Annotated in this window: 19 protein-coding genes and 1 tRNA gene; 8 read left to right on the forward strand and 12 right to left on the reverse strand. The window is 41.2% G+C overall.

The genetic code is table 11. The features are described from left to right. Positions 1-118: 118 nt before the first annotated feature. From V7K60_RS25465 to lipA, 4 genes are all read right to left on the reverse strand, one after another. A complete protein-coding gene (locus V7K60_RS25465; RefSeq protein WP_292844215.1) occupies positions 119-574 on the reverse strand; it encodes a Fur family transcriptional regulator in 456 nt (151 codons plus the stop codon). Positions 575-992: 418 nt separating this feature from the next. Then, positions 993-2,243, reverse strand: a complete 1,251-nt coding sequence (gene sigC / locus V7K60_RS25470; RefSeq protein ID WP_334929538.1) for an RNA polymerase sigma factor SigC — start codon at positions 2,241-2,243, stop codon at positions 993-995. Between the two features lie 701 nt (positions 2,244-2,944). Next, positions 2,945-3,877 carry an NAD(P)H-dependent glycerol-3-phosphate dehydrogenase gene (locus V7K60_RS25475; protein ID WP_334929586.1) on the reverse strand — a complete coding sequence of 311 codons (933 nt, stop codon included), beginning with the start codon at positions 3,875-3,877 and terminating at the stop codon, positions 2,945-2,947. A gap of 24 nt (positions 3,878-3,901) precedes the next feature. After that, entirely contained in the window at positions 3,902-4,786 is an 885-nt protein-coding gene (gene lipA / locus V7K60_RS25480; RefSeq protein WP_334929540.1) for a lipoyl synthase, read from the reverse strand. Between the two features lie 146 nt (positions 4,787-4,932). On the opposite strand from lipA, the gene V7K60_RS25485 reads away from it, so the two are divergent. From V7K60_RS25485 to V7K60_RS25495, 3 genes are all read left to right on the forward strand, one after another. Then, positions 4,933-5,006 (forward strand) — tRNA-Pro (locus V7K60_RS25485). Between the two features lie 122 nt (positions 5,007-5,128). Beyond that, complete coding sequence (locus V7K60_RS25490; protein ID WP_334929542.1) at positions 5,129-5,341, forward strand: hypothetical protein; 213 nt, start codon at positions 5,129-5,131, stop codon at positions 5,339-5,341. Between the two features lie 126 nt (positions 5,342-5,467). Beyond that, entirely contained in the window at positions 5,468-5,569 is a 102-nt protein-coding gene (locus V7K60_RS25495; RefSeq protein WP_334929544.1) for a WD40 repeat domain-containing protein, read from the forward strand. Positions 5,570-5,640: 71 nt separating this feature from the next. Here the strand turns inward: V7K60_RS25495 and V7K60_RS25500 are convergent, their stop codons facing one another. Together V7K60_RS25500 and V7K60_RS25505 are read right to left on the reverse strand one after the other, a co-directional pair. After that, the gene (locus V7K60_RS25500; RefSeq protein ID WP_334929546.1) at positions 5,641-6,408 is read right to left on the reverse strand and encodes a circadian clock KaiB family protein; all 768 of its coding nucleotides are present in this window, start codon (positions 6,406-6,408) and stop codon (positions 5,641-5,643) included. A gap of 169 nt (positions 6,409-6,577) precedes the next feature. Further along, the gene (locus V7K60_RS25505; RefSeq protein ID WP_334929548.1) at positions 6,578-7,861 is read right to left on the reverse strand and encodes a type IV pilus twitching motility protein PilT; all 1,284 of its coding nucleotides are present in this window, start codon (positions 7,859-7,861) and stop codon (positions 6,578-6,580) included. A gap of 730 nt (positions 7,862-8,591) precedes the next feature. Here V7K60_RS25505 and V7K60_RS25510 point away from each other — a divergent pair. Both V7K60_RS25510 and wecB read left to right on the forward strand, forming a co-directional pair. Then, complete coding sequence (locus V7K60_RS25510; RefSeq protein ID WP_094349008.1) at positions 8,592-8,963, forward strand: hypothetical protein; 372 nt, start codon at positions 8,592-8,594, stop codon at positions 8,961-8,963. 261 nt (positions 8,964-9,224) lie between these two features. Then, positions 9,225-10,337: a non-hydrolyzing UDP-N-acetylglucosamine 2-epimerase gene (gene wecB / locus V7K60_RS25515; RefSeq protein WP_334929550.1), complete on the forward strand. Its 1,113-nt coding sequence runs from the start codon at positions 9,225-9,227 to the stop codon at positions 10,335-10,337. A 108-nt stretch (positions 10,338-10,445) separates the two neighbouring features. On the opposite strand, the gene V7K60_RS25520 is transcribed toward wecB, so the two are convergent. From V7K60_RS25520 to V7K60_RS25545, 6 genes are all read right to left on the reverse strand, one after another. After that, the gene (locus V7K60_RS25520) at positions 10,446-11,036 is read right to left on the reverse strand and encodes a peptidoglycan-binding protein (protein ID WP_334929552.1); all 591 of its coding nucleotides are present in this window, start codon (positions 11,034-11,036) and stop codon (positions 10,446-10,448) included. 329 nt (positions 11,037-11,365) lie between these two features. Then, on the reverse strand, positions 11,366-11,713 hold the full coding sequence (locus V7K60_RS25525) for a response regulator (RefSeq protein ID WP_334929554.1): 348 nt from the start codon (positions 11,711-11,713) through the stop codon (positions 11,366-11,368). A 443-nt stretch (positions 11,714-12,156) separates the two neighbouring features. Beyond that, complete coding sequence (locus tag V7K60_RS25530; RefSeq protein WP_334929556.1) at positions 12,157-12,867, reverse strand: Crp/Fnr family transcriptional regulator; 711 nt, start codon at positions 12,865-12,867, stop codon at positions 12,157-12,159. 80 nt (positions 12,868-12,947) lie between these two features. Then, entirely contained in the window at positions 12,948-13,643 is a 696-nt protein-coding gene (locus V7K60_RS25535; RefSeq protein WP_334929558.1) for a Crp/Fnr family transcriptional regulator, read from the reverse strand. Between the two features lie 189 nt (positions 13,644-13,832). Further along, positions 13,833-14,030: a hypothetical protein gene (locus V7K60_RS25540; RefSeq protein WP_334929560.1), complete on the reverse strand. Its 198-nt coding sequence runs from the start codon at positions 14,028-14,030 to the stop codon at positions 13,833-13,835. Between the two features lie 15 nt (positions 14,031-14,045). Next, entirely contained in the window at positions 14,046-14,570 is a 525-nt protein-coding gene (locus V7K60_RS25545) for a Crp/Fnr family transcriptional regulator (RefSeq protein ID WP_334929562.1), read from the reverse strand. A 989-nt stretch (positions 14,571-15,559) separates the two neighbouring features. On the opposite strand from V7K60_RS25545, the gene V7K60_RS25550 reads away from it, so the two are divergent. The 3 genes from V7K60_RS25550 to V7K60_RS25560 all read left to right on the forward strand — a co-directional run bounded on the left by V7K60_RS25550 (position 15,560) and on the right by V7K60_RS25560 (position 18,845). Then, positions 15,560-16,597, forward strand: a complete 1,038-nt coding sequence (locus V7K60_RS25550) for an NADP(H)-dependent aldo-keto reductase (RefSeq protein WP_334929564.1) — start codon at positions 15,560-15,562, stop codon at positions 16,595-16,597. 201 nt (positions 16,598-16,798) lie between these two features. Beyond that, a complete protein-coding gene (locus V7K60_RS25555) occupies positions 16,799-17,926 on the forward strand; it encodes an aryl-sulfate sulfotransferase (protein WP_334929566.1) in 1,128 nt (375 codons plus the stop codon). 247 nt (positions 17,927-18,173) lie between these two features. Beyond that, positions 18,174-18,845, forward strand: coding sequence for a glutathione S-transferase family protein (locus tag V7K60_RS25560; RefSeq protein WP_334716295.1), 672 nt, complete (start codon positions 18,174-18,176; stop codon positions 18,843-18,845). The last annotated feature ends 26 nt before the right edge of the window (positions 18,846-18,871 follow it).

The raw sequence follows: 18,871 nt of genomic DNA on the forward strand, positions 1-18,871 counted from the left end.
GTCGTTAGTATCAGTTCCCAACTGGTTGCTTGCCTCCAGTAACAGCAAATTACAAACTGCTCAGATTCCATTTATTTGGTTAATTTGAGTAGTTTCGTCTTATTTATCCACCCAAGTGCTAAAGCGGCATCAGCGCCCGTTGGCACTTGGGACACACTGCATGAATGGTCATTTGACAGTCCAGTAAGTGAAAACCTTCTTTTTGAGCGGTTTTTGACCCAATTTTTAAAATTGAATCATTTTTAAACTCAATAGTTGAGTTGCATCGAACACAAATTAAGTGATGGTGATGGTGGGGATAGGGCTGGTTGATCTCATAATGCTTATGTCCCTCGCCCAATTCTAGTTCCCGTAAAATTCCCATCCTTGCCATCAACTTCAAAGTCCGATAAATAGTTGACAGACTGATCCCTTCACCATCAGTTTCGAGCCGATGATAAAGATCCTCCGCACTCAGATGTTCACCTTGCGGAAGTTCTTGAAAAATGTGTAAAATTGTTTCGCGTTGGGGAGTTAAACGCCAGCCTCGGTCGTTCAATTCTGCCTTAAGTGAAGTAGTTGTGTAGACAGTCATACTAATATTTCTCAACAAATATCGTTAATTGAGAATATAACAAATCTTTTGAGCAATTTGCAACAATCATTGCTTATTGACAATATTTACTAAATACTTAAGAATAATTTATAAAATCTTGCTCAAAATCCAAGTAATAAGCTGTAGTGCATTTAATTTGCATACAGCTAATAGTTAGGATGTTTGTAACGATTACATCCCTTGACTTTGAATTTTGAATGAGTGAATTTTGAATTGCTGAGTTTATCCCCACCTTTAAGATATCTGAGCAAAGGTTTAGGGAAACTCTTGTACAATTAAATACAAATTATTTGCTACAAGCTTCTAAGAGGCTTTTGACCTGGGAATAAAATCAGCCTTTTGTCCTAGTCATTTGTCAAGTGTAGTTTTCTAATGACAAATGACTAATGACAAATGACTAACTTAGAGACTCCAAATAGTCGCGGATGAGGTTGCGGCGCTTGGGTTGACGCAGCTTTTGCAAAGCCTTGGATTCAATTTGGCGGACTCGTTCGCGCGATAAGTCAAGAGCGCGGCCAATTTCTGCTAAAGAATAAGGATGACCATCTGCCAAACCAAACCGCATCAAAATTACATCGCGCTCTCGACTAGTCAAATCTGACAGAAGATGATGCAAATCTCTTTGTAAAGATTCTCGCATTAACATCTCTTCTGGAGTTACACTGTCAGTTTCGAGTAATTCGCCTAACTCAGTGTCTTTATCTTTTCCTACTTTGGTTTCCAAAGAAACGGAGCGAGGAACCCGCAACAAAACTTCTCGGACTTGGGTCGGTGTCATCTCTAACTCAGTTGCTAAATCTTCTAGAGTTGGGGTGCGACCTTTTTCTTGAGCAATTTTGCGTTGAGCCTTTTTGATTTTGTTTAACTTTTCGGTAATATGAACCGGTAGGCGAATCGTGCGACTAGAAGTAGCGATCGCCCGTGTAATACCCTGACGAATCCACCAGTAAGCATAAGTACTGAAGCGATAACCCTTAGTTGGGTCAAATTTTTCTACAGCCCGCTCCAAACCTAATGTACCTTCTTGGACTAAATCCAACAATTCCAAACCACGATTTTGATACTTCTTAGCAACAGACACAACTAAGCGAAGATTCGCCTTAATCATGTGTTCTTTTGCTTGGAGTCCTTGGGACTGAACTTGCTCCAACTCTTCTACAGTCAACTTGGCGATTTCAGCCCAGCGACGTTTGCCATCTGCCAAAGTCGGCCTAAGATCGGATAAAACTATATCAGCAGTGGCAGCCCATCTTTCCAAAGACGGCCGATGTCCCAGTTCTGAGGTAAGACGTTCTTGAACTTCAATTAACCGAAGATAGGGCGTAATCACTTCATCCCCTTGTTTGGCGGCGTTAGCAAGTACTATCCGCATCCGCAAGTAGCGTTGGACTTTTTGAGCTTCTGAAACCTCTTCATCACGCCCCAACAAGCGAACCCGACCAATTTCTTGAAGATATAGACGTACTAGGTCTGTACTCCGACGGTTGGTGCTAGCAGCAAAGTTAGCATTGTCAACAGAAGCTATCTCTAGCTCCTGTAGGTCATCTACCGATAACTCACTGTCATCAACCGTGAGATCCGAGTCCAAAGCCTGGTTAGACTTTTTGGTGTTGTAGGGGGCGTCTGCATAAAAAGATGTTGCTGGCATAAAGATAGTCTCAATGGCTCCAGGTAACAATAGATTTCGGTCAGCTTAGATTACGGTCAGCTATTCAACTGTTGCTATTGTTCCCGCGATTAACGATGAACTAACATGGTTGAACGTTCCCTTACAATTTTTTTAGAAATTAACTGTAAGGGTTTTATTGGATACAGGATTACTGAACTTAATCGGCTGCTAAACTTTTGATTCAACCAATAGCTATTTAAATCCACAGCTAGGTTTTCAATATTTCAACTACTTAGTTAATATTTCAACCTTGATGGTTTTTTGATAGTAACTTTTGTAACACAGTATAAACATCCTTCAGTGAATGTCATCTTTATAATTGGCATAGTCACATTTACATGGCGACAAAAGTAATATCCTGACGATTTACCAATTTTTTCTCAGGATTATTCAGGTATAAGTAGAACTAATAGATATCAGAGAAGTGATTAGCATTAACGGCAAAAATTCTCTTGACACGGAGATAGAAGATGCGGATAAATTATCAAATCCTCTCTCCGTGTCCCCGCATCCTCTTGTATGTCAGCTTTAACCTGCCAATTTCAATTTGACAGACTACTAGTAGTCCATCAAGCTACCGAAAGCCTGGTATGTAGTAAGCACTTCAGTGCTTAAGAAAAGGACTAAAGTCTTTACTACAAACTTATTTACGCAGCATAGTTGACTTGACAGACTACTAACTAGTAGTTGTACTCTGGCTTGATATCTCGCAACATCAGTTCATCAAGTGCTTGTCCGGGTGTGATTTCGCCTTGAAGTAACCGATAAACTTGCTCAGTAATTGGGACCGCAATGTTTTGTTGCTTGGCTCGTTGCATCAAAACCCGGCAAGTATTCACTCCTTCAGCAGTTCCTTGTAAATTTGCGAGAGTTTCTGTAAGTGACTTACCACCAGCTAGCTGGTAGCCAACTTGGTAATTGCGACTTAAGGGACTGTTGCACGTTGCTAACAAATCTCCTAGACCCGATAAACCATAAAATGTTTCTGTCTTTGCGCCCCAGTTGTTGCCGATGCGAACCATTTCTGTAAGTCCACGGGTGACTAAAGCAGCTTTGGCATTGGTTCCCAGTTGTAAACCATCGCACACACCAGCTGCGATCGCAATCACATTTTTCAGTGTTCCCCCCAGTTCCACGCCCAAGGGGTCGGGATTGGTATATACCCGGAAACGATGAGAAGAAAATACTAACTGCACTACTTCCGCAGCCGTGGGAATATTACTAGCTACCACCGTGGCTGCTGGTAATTCCATTTGAATTTCTTTTGATAAATTAGGCCCAGACAAAACAACCACTGCATGGTTAGGGAATATTGTTTGCCAAATTTGTGAAGGCGTGCAGGTGGTTTGGGGATCTAAGCCTTTTGTCGCCGTCACAAAAATTGTCTTTGGAGAAAGGGGAAAAGACTCAACTTGGGAAGCAACATCTCTCACACCAATCATTGAGATAGCAGACAGGACTATTTGGACATCTTTTAAAACTGCTTGGATTTGGGAACCTTGACGCGACCACACGCGCACCTGATGACCATTTGCAGCGGCGAGATTTGCCAGAGATGCACCCCAAGCACCTGCACCAAGAATTGCAACAGAAAGTTTTGTGTTGGAGTACATCTGCTCACTCATAGTTCCTAATTCCTAACTCCTAACTTTTGAGCGTGGGTAACGTTCCATCAATTCCCTGACTTGTTCCGCATGATATGAGCTTCTGGTCAATGGTGAAGAAACAACTTGTAAAAATCCAATTTCTTCACCGAATGCCTTCCAGTCAGCAAATTGTTCTGGATTGACAAATTTGTTTACCTGCAAGTGTTTTTGACTGGGTTGGAGATATTGCCCAATGGTCAAAATGTCGCAATCCACTGTTCGCAAGTCTTGGATGACTTGACGAATTTCTGCGTCAGTTTCACCGAGTCCAACCATGATGCCGGATTTAGTGTATGTGCTAGGAGAAACTTGGCGAGTGCGTTGCAATAATTCTAATGTGCGATCGTAGTTTCCTTGGGGACGTACCCGGCGATATAGTCGTGGAACAGTTTCGGTATTGTGGTTTAATACCTCTGGCGCAGCTTGTAGAATCGACTCTAGAGCATTCCAATTACCGCATAAGTCAGGAATTAGCACCTCAATTGTGGTGTTGGGTGAAACAGTGCGAACCGCATCAATACACGCCATAAACTGAGATGCACCACCATCAAGCAAGTCATCTCGGTTTACAGAAGTGATGACTACATGATTAAGATTCATGCGGCGAACAGCTTGGGCCAGTCGTGTAGGTTCCGTGGGGTCTAGTGGTTTGGGTTTTTTCTCAAAATCAATATCGCAGTAGGGACAAGCGCGTGTACAAGCGGGCCCCATAATCAAAAACGTGGCAGTCCCAGCGTTGAAGCATTCACCAATATTCGGACAGGACGCTTCCTCGCAAACTGTATTGAGGGCTAAATCCCGCAAAATTTCTTTAACGTTACCGATGCGCTCACGCCCAGGTGCTTTCACCCGCAACCAGTCTGGTTTTACAGTCACAATCCGCTTTTACCACTAGAGTTATACAAATTTAATCCTAGCAAGCAAAGTCTTTGATGAAGCGATCGTATATATATAGATGTAGATGTAATTCTGCTATTTTGCACAGGTTATGATATTCTTAATTTACAATGCCATTTTTATGGCGGGATGTGGCGCAGCTTGGTAGCGCACTTCGTTCGGGACGAAGGGGCCGCTGGTTCGAATCCAGTCATCCCGATTGTCGTTCTACAACAGTATCAACAACTGCTGCAACAAACAGATTCAAATTCGCAATTTGAGCGAATAGTTTTAGACGAAATTTATCAACGCGGATATAAACTACCCGATGCTGTACAGGAATTGATTCCAGAGGCGAACTGTAAGCCAGATTTTCTTTATAAGGAAGATGGTATTGCTGTTTTCTGCGACGGTTCAGTTCATGACAGCCCTGAAAAACGCAAGCAAGACCAAATTGATCGAGATAATCTCAAGCACAGCACCAGTTACCATATTATTGTCCTACGGCATGATGAAGATTGGCGAAGAGAGTTGACAAAACTAGCGAGTTTGTGAGTGACTTTAGAGTGCGATCGCAAGAAATAAGCTCTAATAAGCCGATGTTCCCTACAAATACAATTGCCTGTATTGCCATCAGTCCTGATAATCAAATTTTGGGTTTGGAATTTATAAACAGGAGAATTGCTTCGCACCATTGATGCACATTCTGATTGGGTTTTATCTGTCGCTATTAATCGAGATGGCAATACCCTTGTAAGTAGTAGCGACAAATACAACAATTAAAGTATGGGATCTAAGCAAAGGCTCATTAGCTCAAAACGGAGAGCGCACAATATCGATTGATGAAATGACACTTAAAATTTTTCCTTAGCAGCTAACATCTGTAAAATCTTTTCTACATGATCCAACTCTCCGACGATTCGCCGAATTGGGTGAGGCCAAACTTTGACAAGGGTAGGAGTTGCAGAAACCTGATTTAGTTCTGCCTGTTCTGGATGACTTAAAACATCAATCACCTTCAGAGTATAAGGGTGTTTGAGCGATCGCTCTAACAATTCATGTAAATTTTGCAGAATGCGTTCAGTAGAACTGCTATGTCCTGCAACAAACAAGCGGAGAACATAGCCTTGGGTAATGGCTTCTTTTTTTTGTACTATTACTGGTTGGTGATATTTTGGCACAGGTTCAGAAAGGTCTAGACGGACAATTAAATCGTGATCCTCCCAAAGCTGCCCAAATGACGAACGATAGGTTGTTAACACCATGCGATCGCATAATCCCTCTTGCCAAGGAGCTGCTTGCCATACTAGTTCCCCTGTGCCAAAAATAGCATTAAGCAAAGTTTGGTGTCTAATTACAGCCGGATAAGCTTCAGCAAAAGTTCGCACTTGTTGAGTGCGCGGATCTAACCAATTGTCAATAGTTGCAGTATAACAAGGCACTAAAAAGTGTGGTGGCTCTGGTAAATCTAGAATTTCTTGCAAAGCCGAGCACAAATGCAAATGCCATCGACCTTGCTTGCTAGGGTCGATGCAGTAAATTAAATCTCCTCCAGGTGTAAATAGCGCAATGCCTTTAAACAGCTGGGGTGTAGATAGTTTATTTGTCGTCAAGTTATTCATAGAGGTTAGGGAACTAAAAGTAAAAATTCTCTCTTTTACCTTTTACCTTAGCTATAACCTCAACCAGGATCGCAAAGATATTTGGGATTGGGTATTGGAAGATGAGGGAGCAGAGGGGGCAGAGGAGCAGGGAAAAAATAACTAATCCCCAATGCCCAATGCTCAATCGTTAAACTCGACCTCGGAGAAATTGTGCCATTTCGTTAGGAGTTGGTGACATTTCCAAAGCAGTTTCTTCAGTGATTCGTCCGTCTTGATAGAGATTCAGCAATGACTGATTCATCGTAATCATGCCGTCAAAGCCAGCTTGTTTCATCAGCTCGCCAATTTCATCATACTTTCCGTCTTTGATCCATTCCTTAATCGCCTCAGTATTGATCAGCACATCGTGGAAAGCAGCCCGTTTACCGTCAGTTGTGCGACACAAACCTTGAGCAATTACTGCCACTAAAGACTCAGAAATCGCCACCCGCATTGCATCCTGTTCATCACCAGAATAGAGGTTGAGAATCCGTTCAATGGTTTTGACCGCACTATTGGTATGCAAGGTTCCCATGACTAAGTGACCAGTCTGAGCAGCTTTTAGGGCGGTGTTAACGGTTTCCTTGTCCCGCATTTCCCCAACCAGAATCAAATCTGGGTCTTCCCGCAAAGCTGCTTTCAAAGCGTTGTCAAATTTCCGGGTATGCATTCCCACTTCCCGCTGTTTGACTAAAGACTTGCGGCTTTGATGGACAAATTCTATCGGGTCTTCAATGGTGATGATATGTTTGGCCATCTCCTTATTGATGTAGTCAATCATCGCTGCCATTGTGGTGGACTTACCAGAACCAGTGGGCCCCGTCACCAAAATTAAACCTTTATGGTGATGACAAATATCCCGAAAAATTGGAGGTAATTTCAACTGTTCCATAGTTAAGATTTTTAGCGGAATCAACCGCAACACCATTGCAGGCCCTTTAAGGGAGCCAAAAACATTAATCCGCACACGAGCAAATTCGTATTGAGTTGCTCCGTCAAATTCTAAGGATTCTTCAAAGCGCTGAATTTCTCCCTCACTCATCACCTCCCGCAACCAACTCATAAAAGTTTCTTTATCCGTTTCTGGATAATCCCCTGATTGAATTTCTCCCCGGCTGCGGAAGCGGGGTGGTTCACCCACACCCAAGTGCAAGTCAGAATATCCTTGATCGTAAGCTTCTCTAATTAACTTCTCTAAAGTGAGTTCTGATCTGCTGTTTTGAGGCCGAACTGAATTAGGTATTGGCGGTGGACTACCTGGACGATGACCTGCAACAGGCAAATTAGTACCCCTATCGATTGACATATCGAGTGTTTGTGTCATCTGCCGCTGCGTACTAAAGGTTGGGATTGGCGGTGGTGGCGGCGGCATTGATGGTAGATTACGTCCGCCAGCAGAGTTAGAATTTAAGGGAGACTGTGATTCTGTCATATATCTTCACATTTGGCAGTTAAAAAGTTGGATTAACGAGAAGTAAAGTCACTTGCTTTGATGACTTTTGGAGAATGCTTGTCTGCAAGCCTTAGCGATGATAGAAGGCGATTGAAACTCTAGAACCACGATCAATCTATTTCATCCATCTCAATTGGTATCTTTTATTTCCTAATATTTCACTACTCAGAATATTTAGATAGATTATTTAACCTATCTAAACTGGTTTAACACACGTAAGGACTAAAAAGACCTCAGTAAATACGCACAGATAAATAAGTATTTTTTAATGCTTTTATTTCTAAAGTAAATATTCTCATGACTTAGATGAGAAATTTATCCCAGACATAGACACGAATTGCCAGCAATTAACAGCACAAATACTAGCAGATCATTTATCCAGCCTGTCTAGGAATTATGAGAAAGACTACTAATTTTTATAAGAAATGTTAAGTTGAATAGGAGCGATATCGTGGGGATCAAGGTTAAAAGCCCATACCTTTTAGGTTATATACCTAAAGGTAGATGCAGTGAATAGGTTTTTTTAATAGATAGAAAGTTGACTTTATATCCATAATTACAAAAAATTAACTGTAAAGTTTAGTAAACAAATGCTCATTTTTCCAATTAGTTTTTATATACTGAATTTCACTGAAACAATTCAGTTTACTCGCAAAAAGTGAGATATGACTGAAATTAAAATTTGTTGTGTATTTTAGGAGGAAAAGTCATGGTTTCTGCTCAAAGCTCTAATCAAGGAAAGACCTACTCCTTGTTGATGATTAAAAGCTTTTTAATATGGACTTTTACATTAGCAGTATGTTTGTTGGTTGTGGGTTTTCCACTAGTTGTCTTGATGGCTACGGTCGGATGTCTGTTGTCGATTATCTTGCAATCTGTGATGCCTGTTAGTGCGGTTTTGCTTGTAGCGGGCGCTCTAATAATGTTTAATGTCATGGCAGTTGTATTGGCTGCGGGTGTGCTAACTGTTAAGGGAGTTCATCCTAGTGAAGTTAAATGGTTAAGCTGGCTACATGGAGAGGCAGACCAAATGCAGGCTACTGTTTACGCTGCTTGCCCTCTAACTTGTGAGATTAAATAGTTATTACAGGTTAATTAGACAAACAGTGCGTCTGCCCGGTTAAGCCGGGTTTTTTCATGGTTTTTATAATTTGAACTTTTAAATAGTCATTACAGATTAATTAGACAAACAATGCATTTGCTCGGTTAAGCCGGGTTTTTTTATATCTTGTGTGATTTGTCCATTAATATTTATGGTTTATATGAGGATTGACCGCTGACTATTGACCATAGACCATTGACTATAGACCATTAACTATAGATGGCAAATTACAGATGACTAATGACTAATCAAAAACGCGTTTGCATTATCTTAGGTACTCGCCCAGAAGCGATTAAACTTGCTCCAGTAATTCAGGTTTTCCAAAAGTCTTCAAAATTTAAGTTGCAAGTAATTCTAACTGGACAGCATCGGGAGATGGTTGAGCAAGTTATGCAACTGTTTAATATCAAGTCGGATTATAACTTGGAAATTATGCAGGTTCAGCAATCTCTAAATGATATTACTTGCCGTAGTTTACAAGGGTTAGAAGCATTATTTAAAGCGGAAAAGCCAGATTTCGTAATCGTGCAGGGAGATACTACCACTGCTTTTGCCGCAGCTTTAGCAGCTTTTTATCAAAAAATTCCTATTGGTCATGTAGAAGCAGGGTTAAGAACTGATGATATCTTCAATCCTTACCCAGAAGAAGCTAATCGCCGATTGATTTCTCAAATTACTCAATTGCACTTTGCGCCGACTCCTTGGGCTGTGGAGAATTTGCATCGTTCTGGTGTTTTGGGTGAAATTCACATGACGGGTAACACGGTAATTGATGCATTATTGAATGTTGCTGCAACCCAAGTAGTTTGTAATGTCCCAGGCTTAAACTGGGAATCATATCGGGTTATGTTAGCAACAGTTCATCGTCGGGAAAATTGGGGAGAACCTCTGTTAGCGATCGCTCAGGCGTTTTTGCAAATCTTAGACAAGTTTCCTGATACAGCAATGCTCTTACCATTACACCGCAATCCGACCGTGCGAGTCCCGTTGCAGGAACTTTTAGGGAATCATCCCCGAATTTTCTTGACAGATCCTCTAGATTATGGCGAATTGGTGGGAGCAATTGGGCGATCGCATCTTTTGCTCACTGACTCTGGTGGCTTACAAGAAGAAGCCCCCAGCTTGGGAAAACCAGTACTAGTTTTGAGAGACACCACCGAAAGACCAGAGGCTGTTGTAGCTGGTACAGCCAAACTTGTCGGCACTACGACTGAGAACATTTTTGCAGCCGCTGCTGAGTTACTCAGTGACTCAGATGCTTATGAAGCGATGGCAAACGCAATCAATCCCTTTGGGGATGGTCATGCAGCAGAGCGCATTTTGCAGATTGTACAAAATTACATTTATGGGTAAGAAAGTTCGTAGTAAGGACTAAAGTGCTTACTACAAACCCTCTTGCACTAGCTTAGACAAAGTACTAGCTTTTAGCGAACCACAAGATTTTCCAAGGGTGGCTTCTGGCTAAATACCCAGAGCTGCTCTAGTTTCGGGGCCTACAACACCATCTACAAGTAGACCTTTACTTGCCTGAAAGCTTCGGACTCGGCTAACAGTTTCTTGACCGTAAATTCCATCAACTCTGAGATTACCTAAAACTGTTTGCAGGTCTCTGACGAGCAGACCTTTTGAACCAGGGGTAAGAATCACCGAACCGCCAACACCACCTGGTCTAGTCACAGGACGATTGCTAGGTCTATCACCAATCCATCGGGCAAAAACGTATCTACCTGTAGAAAGTCTGGCAAAACCGTTTTCATATCTTTCAATTGCTGGAAGTGTTGCGCCATTTGGTACACAGTCTACATAAGAGTAGTTGGTGCTTGGGCCGGAACGGACACGTAAACAATTGCCGTTAGTCTTTACATAGGCAGCCGAACTCATTTGAATTTGGGTTACAGCAGCAAATAATACACCCACACCAGCCAACGCTAACCAAGCCGAAGATTTAAGCAGTTTTTTCCAATTGAATTGAGGTTGAGGAAGATGATACTTAGTGTTTCCAGATGCCTCTTCTTGAGCAATAAACATGTGAGAATATGCAAGATATTCCATAATGCACTCCTTGATATGAAAAAATAAGTACTTGCAGAGAATCACTTGGTTGTTCTCTGTATTTATTCTTAGTATATTTTATATCACTGTGTTTTCAAAGTTTTTTATTGATAGCGAAATTAATAAAAAATAAAATTAGTTAAAAGATTCCTGAAAAAATGCGATGTCTACGACGAGCTAACCCGTCGTAGACATCGCATTTTGAAAATAAATAAAATTTAGTTAAAGCTTTCTTACTTACTGGCTTGTCCCTTGTTGCATCCAAATATATCAAACGTATTGTTCGGTTCTAGTTAAAGTAGCAACCATAGAAGTTAACTCGTCTAAGTCTATCGGCTTGCATTGATATCATAACCTGCTAATAATGCACGTTTACGATCGCCCTCGAAAGTAGATGCCGTTAGAGCAATCGCTGGAATCTTTCTACCTCGCTTTGCTTCCAAATTTTTGATTTTCAAGAGTAGTGAGCAGCCATCTTCATCGGGTAAGCAAATGTCACTAATTAGGATATCTGGTTTAAAAGATGACATTATTTTTAGAGCCTCATCTGCTGAAGCCGCTGCAATCACCTCTGCTCCCTCTAATTCAAAGAGGAAGGTAAGTAATATTCTCGTATCAGTATCGTCATCAACAATGAGCAATCGCAGACCTTGAAAAGATATCAATTGATTAGACATTATTCTCACCACTATTTAGCTCAAAGACTTGAAGTAGTAATCACATTAAAAGGCACGTATTTGTAAATACTATTTGATGCATACTTTACTAAATCTTAAAGAAACTTATTAGCAAGTGTTTGTCCGGTTTCGGACATAGTAACTTAACAATGATTAAATAATTAATTTATTGGCGATGTCTACGACGGGCTACGCCTACGCACCTTAGCTAATTCCCCGGCAACCGAGTAAATTCGTTTTGGATGACTCGATAACACTCGCAGGAAGTTGCTGACAAATTCTCTCGGTTTCAGATATGAGTTTTATATTTATCAATGCTACTTGATCCATACTTTACTAAATCTTAAAGGAACTAACTGGCAAGTGTCTGTCCGGTTTCCGACATAGTAATTTCAAATGATTCATTGGCGATGTCTACGACGGGCTACGCCTACGCACCTTGGCTAATTCCCCAGCAACCGAGCAAATTCGTTTTGGATCACCCGATAACACTCACAGGAAGTTGCTAACAATTTCTCTCGGTCGAGGATGCTAATATGACCACGCTGGTAGCGAATTATTCCGGTTTTGCTCAAGTTATTAGCTGCCACTGTCACACCGGAGCGCCGTACACCTAGCATCTGGGCGATAAATTCTTGCGTGAGCAGAAAATCCTCTGATTGCAAGCGGTCAGAGACTGTCAGTAGCCAACGAGCCAGCCGCTGCTCTACGGTATGAAAACGGTTGCAAGCACATCCTTGCGCCAATTCAGTGTATACAGCTTGTACATAGCGCAGCAGCAGGTTTTGAATAGCTCCACCCTGATTGAACTCGGTTTTTAGTACATCTACATCCATCTGCATAGCAGCACCCGAAACCTGTACAAACGCTTTTGTGGTTGTTGTGTTGCCTCCTAAAATTATTGGGATACCGATCATGCCTTCATTGCTCACTATCCCAACTTCCATCATCGAGCCATCATCCATACTAGCGACTAAAGAAACTACTCCATTTAGGGGAAAATAGACGTGTGCGATCGGTTCTTTTGGTTCGTAAATGACTTGCCGAGTCGGAAGCGAAATCAACTTCAGGTGCGGAACAAGACGCTGATAATCACTAGTTGGCAAAGCCGCAACTAACCTATTTACTTGCGGCTTAAGAGTCTTTTCCCTCACTGAACATTAAAAAATAAATTTGCTCAAAATACTTTAAATCAAGTTACTTTTGCAAGTCTGTTCGGTTTCGCACACATAACTCAAAAATTTTGTATGACTCGATAACACTCGCAGGAAGTTGCTGACAAATCTTCTCTGTTGAGGATGCTAATATGACCACGTTTGTAACTGATCATTCCGGCTTGGCTGAGGCTGCTAGCCGCTACTGTTACGCCGGAACGACGTACACCTAGCATCTGGGAGATAAATTCTTGCGTGAGGTCAAAATCTTCTGATTCCACACGATCAGAGACTGTCAGTAACCAGCGAGCCAGCCGTTCGTCCAGTGTATGCAGACGGTTGCAGGCAGCTGCTTGCGTCAATTCAGAGTATATAGCTTGTATGTAGGACAGCAGCAGGCTTTGAAGCGCTTCGCCCCGATTGAACTCGGCTCTAAGTACATCTGCATTCATCTGCATAGCAGCGCCCGAAATCTTCACAAATGATGTTGTGGTTGTGATCCTGTTTCCTAAAATTACCGGGATACCAGTCATGCCTTCACTGCTTACTATCCCAACTTCCGCCGTTGAGCCATCTTCCATAGTCGTAACTACAGAAATCATTGACTTGTCAGGAAAATATACTTGTGTGATTGGTTCGCCTGCTTCGTGAAGGATTTGCGGAACTTCGAGTGAAACTAGCTTTAGATGCGGGACAAGACGCTGATACTCACTAGCTGGCAAAGCTGCGAGCAGCTTATTTGATGGTTGCTGAAAAATATTTTCATCTAATGACATTAAAAGCCACTCTCCTTAAGGTAGGTGACTTTAGAAAAGCCAACTCAGGGCACAAGGAAAAAATTTAAGGATCAAATCCTAATGTCAAAAGGTGTATTCGCTAAAGAAACATAGGAACAATCTACAAAAGCTTAAATGAACACATCTGTTTAAGTCTGTGCGCTTGCGTACACAGAAGCTTAAAAAAAATTATTTTCGCCGTTTATTGAGCTTATTGGCCAATAAACGAACAAATTCATCTTCTAGAATCTGATAACATTCACAGGAGGTTTTTTCTAAAGCCTCTCGATTTAGGATCTTAATCTGACCACAGTGGTAGGCGATGATTCCAGCTTGGCTCAGGGTGCTAGCTGTTTCACTGACACCAGCGCTATCTACACTCAGCATCTGTGAGATAAATTCTTAGGTAAGCGGAAATTCCTTTGATTCCAGACGGTCAGAAACTGTCAGCAGCCAACGAGCCAGCCGCTCCTCTAGCTGATGAAAACGGTTGCAGGCAGATTCTTGCACTATTTGAGTGTATACACCTTGGACATAGTGCAGCATAACGCTTTTAAGCGATGTACCCCGCTTAAACTCGCTATTGAGTATATCTGCATCTATTTGCATGGCAGTGTCTGGAATTTGCACAACAGCATTTGTGATTGTGGTGGTGTCTCCTAAAATTACGGGCATACCCACCATACCTTTATTGCTCACTAAACCAACTTCCACTGTCGAGCCATCTTCCATAGTGGTAACTATAGAAACCACTGCCTTATTAGGAAAATAGACCTGTGTAATCGGTTCGTCTGTATGGTAAAGGACTTGCCGATTTAATAGCGGAACCAGCTTCAGGTGGGGAACAAGACGCTGATAATCACTGGCTGGCAGAGCTGCAAACAACTTATTTATTGGTTGCTCAAGAGCATTTTTGTCTAATGACATTAGAATTATCCTGAATGTAGCCATCTCTAGAAAAGGCAACTCCAGGCATAAGGAGAAAAATCAAGAATCTAATCCTAATATCAAAAGGTGTAATCCCTAAAAAAGTTGTAATAAGAGTTTTTTATACTCCTATTTATAAATATAACATAACTAAATCATTTAATGCAAAATAAAGGGCATTGCTGATTAAGAATACGAATTTGTCTCACGCTGAGGCGCACAAACACAGAGAATAAGAGTTGAAAATACCTGATTTTTGCATTTCATATCTAAATTCAGCAACGCCGGATAAATTATTAATATGTCGCTTTGTAACTGCAATTGAATGCATCAAAAATGTCATAATCATCTCAGCAAATATTTTAAATTCTCAGTATAATTATATTTACTTGTTACTGAAATCAGATTGCTGTAGATATGAGTATCATTGTCAGCGATCGCAGCAAAAATTCCTGGTTATGCAAATTTTTAAAACCCTAAGTCTTTGTTATTGCTACTAGCTATTGTAAACTTTCCTAACTAAAAGTAGTATTTTTTAATACTATAAACACCAGCTACTTAGGAATAAATCGCTCAATATGAACATTTGTTAAGATTTAATTATAGAAAAATCTTAAGAGGTTTTGATATACTACGGTAAATCTACTGCTAAAACGTAGTATAAACTCCGGCTAAAACAGTCCATGTCACAAAAACTCAATAAAAGCAAGTATTTTCTACTACAATTTAAGATTTTTTCTTACTCCCAACTAACTTACTTATCTGGTTCATCTATGCAATAATAAACAACCATATCCATTTAATACGTTTTATCTATCGGTTTTTAGTAGTATATGCGTAATATTAATTTTGTGAAAAAATTATATTGGTTTATTGCCAACTTAAATATTGTTTGGAGCTAATGTACTTAAAAATAGCGTCCTGAGAAAAAGGCAAAATATCCAACAAAAATATCACTTTTAAATCAACTGAGCAGCAATACAAAAATTATGAAGTATAACCAACTTGGCAAGAGTGACTTAAAAGTTTCTGAAATTTGTCTGGGCACCATGACCTATGGACAGCAAAATACCATCGAAGAAGCCCATGAACAGCTAGATTATTCTATAGCCCAAGGAGTCAACTTTATTGATGCGGCTGAGATGTACCCTGTGCCAACAAGTGGCGAAACTTATGGATTAACTGAAACTTATATTGGGGAATGGTTAAAGCGTCAACAAAGAGATCAACTTATTATAGCTACTAAGATTGCGGGTCCTGGTCGAGGCTTTAAATGGGTACGTGGTGGAGCCAAAGCAATTGACCGTGATAATATCAAACAAGCTGTAGATGATAGTCTGAAAAGATTACAGACAGACTATATTGATCTGTACCAAATCCACTGGCCCGATCGCTACGTGCCACGGTTTGGGCAAACGGTATTCGATCCGACTCAGGTGGAAAAAACGGTTCCCATCGCTGAACAGCTAGCAGTTTTTGCCGATGTAATTAAGGCAGGGAAAATTCGCTATATCGGTTTGAGTAACGAAACACCTTGGGGAGTCGCCCAGTTTAGTAACGCTGCTAAACAGTTAGGATTGCCCAAAGTTGTTTCGATTCAAAATGCTTACAACTTGCTGAATCGAGTATTTGACGGAGCCTTAGCAGAAGCAGTTTATCACGAAGAAATTGGGTTACTAGCTTATAGTCCTTTGGCATTTGGCTTCTTGACTGGCAAATACCTAAACGGCAAACCAGAGAAAGCAAGAGTCACTTTATTTGAAAATTTTGGTCAGCGCTATTTGAAACCAAAAGTAAGTCAAGCAGTAGCAGCTTATGTGGAAATTGCCAAGCGCTATCAACTCACTCCAGCACATCTAGCTTTGGCATTTGTGCGGAGTCGTTGGTTTGTGCCTAGCACAATTATTGGTGCTACCACACTGAAACAACTCAAAGAGAATTTGGAAAGCGTTGATGTATTTCTCGACAAAGACATTTTGGAAGAGTTGGATATAGTTCATGCTCAGTCGCCAAACCCAGCACCATAAACAATTAAAAATTCAAAACTTGTACTGAGCTTGTCGAAGTATTCAAAATTCACGCATTAAAGACAGTTCGCCTCGTTACCAGGCTCCAGCCTGGTAACGCCTCCCTAGAGCCTCTGGCTCTCATTATTAGATAGAAGTAGAGATGCACGATGCACTCTCTCCCAGTTCTTAGATTAAAAACTAGATATTTAGTAGGTAAATATGACTTTTACAGTAACATCAGTTGACCAAAATACTATTCGTCGTCGGGGTACTGGTTTAAAGGCTTACAATCCCGAAAAAGTATTCAAAGGATATACACTTTTTACACCCCTGACAGGTCAAGGTGAAGTCTACCTTCTGAACTTGGAAGGAGAAGTAGTACACCAATGGAATCTGCCTTATCCACCAGGGTTATACGGTTATCTCTTGCCCAATGGCAACCTTTTTTATAATGGAAAGACTCCACCAGAAGAACCACTACGTTTTGCTTTATGGGCTGCATTCAAAAGTGGCGTTGTTTTAGAAGCAGATCCCAAGGGAAATATTATCTGGGAATATAAGCATCCAGATCATCATCATGATGGACGCAGATTAGCTAATGGCAACACAATTCTACTCGCCATTGAAAAGATACCTCAGTCTTTGGTTCCTCGAATCAAAGGTGGTGTAGCAGGTACAGAACCAGATGGTGATATCTATGCGGATGTGCTTTATGAAGTGACTCCAGCAGGTGAAATCGTTTGGACTTGGCACGCCCACGAACACCTCGATCCAGATATATTTACGATTACACCCCAGGATCATCGACATGAATGGACTCATGGGAATACTGTGGGTGAACTCGCTGATGGCAACATTATAGTGAGCTTTCGTAATATCTCCACAGTTGTCATTGTTGATCGCAAAACTGGAGAAATCATCTGGACGCTGGGTGATGACGTGCTAGCACAGCAGCACTTCCCGAACGAATTAGCTAACGGTAATATCTTGATTTTTGACAATGGCGCACATCGTCGTAACATTGCTCTCAATTTTTCCCGTGTGATTGAGGTGAACCGTCAAACCAAAGAGATAGTCTGGGAATACACCGACAATCCGCCCCAAAATTTCTTCAGTTCTTATATATCAGGAGCGCAACGTTTGGCCAATGGCAATACCTTAATTACAGAAGGTGCTTATGGTCGAATATTCGAGGTGACAGCTACAGGGGAAATTGTTTGGGAATACATCAATCCCCACTTTGCATCTCGGAATATTCCAGGTGAGAAGTCGCCGGTAACTCGTGGAGAGCAAAATACAGTCTTCCGCGCCTTCCGTTATGCACCTGAAGAAATACCCTGGCTTTAGTAGTCTGTCAAGTTTAAATTGATGAGTAAGCAAGTTTGTAGTCAGGACTTTAGTCCTTATTTTCTAAGCATTTTAGTACTTACTACGAACTTCTGATTATTAAAAGTTTGGTTAGTGTCAAGAATTTTTCACGCTACATTCGCTTCAAAAAAATTTTGTGACACTAACAATTTAAGATTTGGGATTTTGGATGAAAATTCAATTCCCAATGCCGATTAACAAGTCCTATTTACCAAGGAACTTAAACATGGCTGAAATTAAAGTATACAGTGCAGTTGTTTGTCCTTATGCTCACCGTACCCGCTTGGTACTCCAAGAGAAAGGCATCGACTTCGATTTGATTGAGATTGATTTGCAAAATAAGCCGGAAGGGTTTACCAAAGTTTCCCCCTATGGGAAAGTACCTGCACTAACTCATGGCGATAACCGAGTTTGGGAGTCAGCGGTAATTAACGAATATCTTGATGAGGTATTTCCCAATCCACCACTGTTACCTAGCAACCCCATTGATAGGGCACAGGCTCGCATCTGGATCGATTTTGCTAACACTAGGTTTGTTCCTGCTTTTTCTACCCTGCTGCGGAGTTCAGATCCCGAAAAACAAGAAGAAGCTAAACAGGAACTATATAAACACCTAGAATTCATTGAAAATGAAGGTTTAGCAAAGCTATCTGGAGAAGGCCCTTACTGGTTTGGTGAATCTATCAGTTTGGTTGATTTCACTTACTTCCCTTGGTTTGAGCGCTGGGCTGCACTCAAGCAGTATCGCGGTTTTGGAATACCAGAGCAATTTACCCGTCTACGCCAATGGAAACATGCTTTGAAAGAGCGTGAATCTGTGAAAGCGATCGCTCACTCTAAAGAATTCTACATCGAGCGATATGCTAAATTCGCTGCGCCTACTCTCGCTGCTGTTTAAACGTAATTCATAAGTATGTTTCAAGT

It is taken from the genome of Nostoc sp. (assembly GCF_036917555.1).
Lineage (GTDB): Bacteria > Cyanobacteriota > Cyanobacteriia > Cyanobacteriales > Nostocaceae > Nostoc.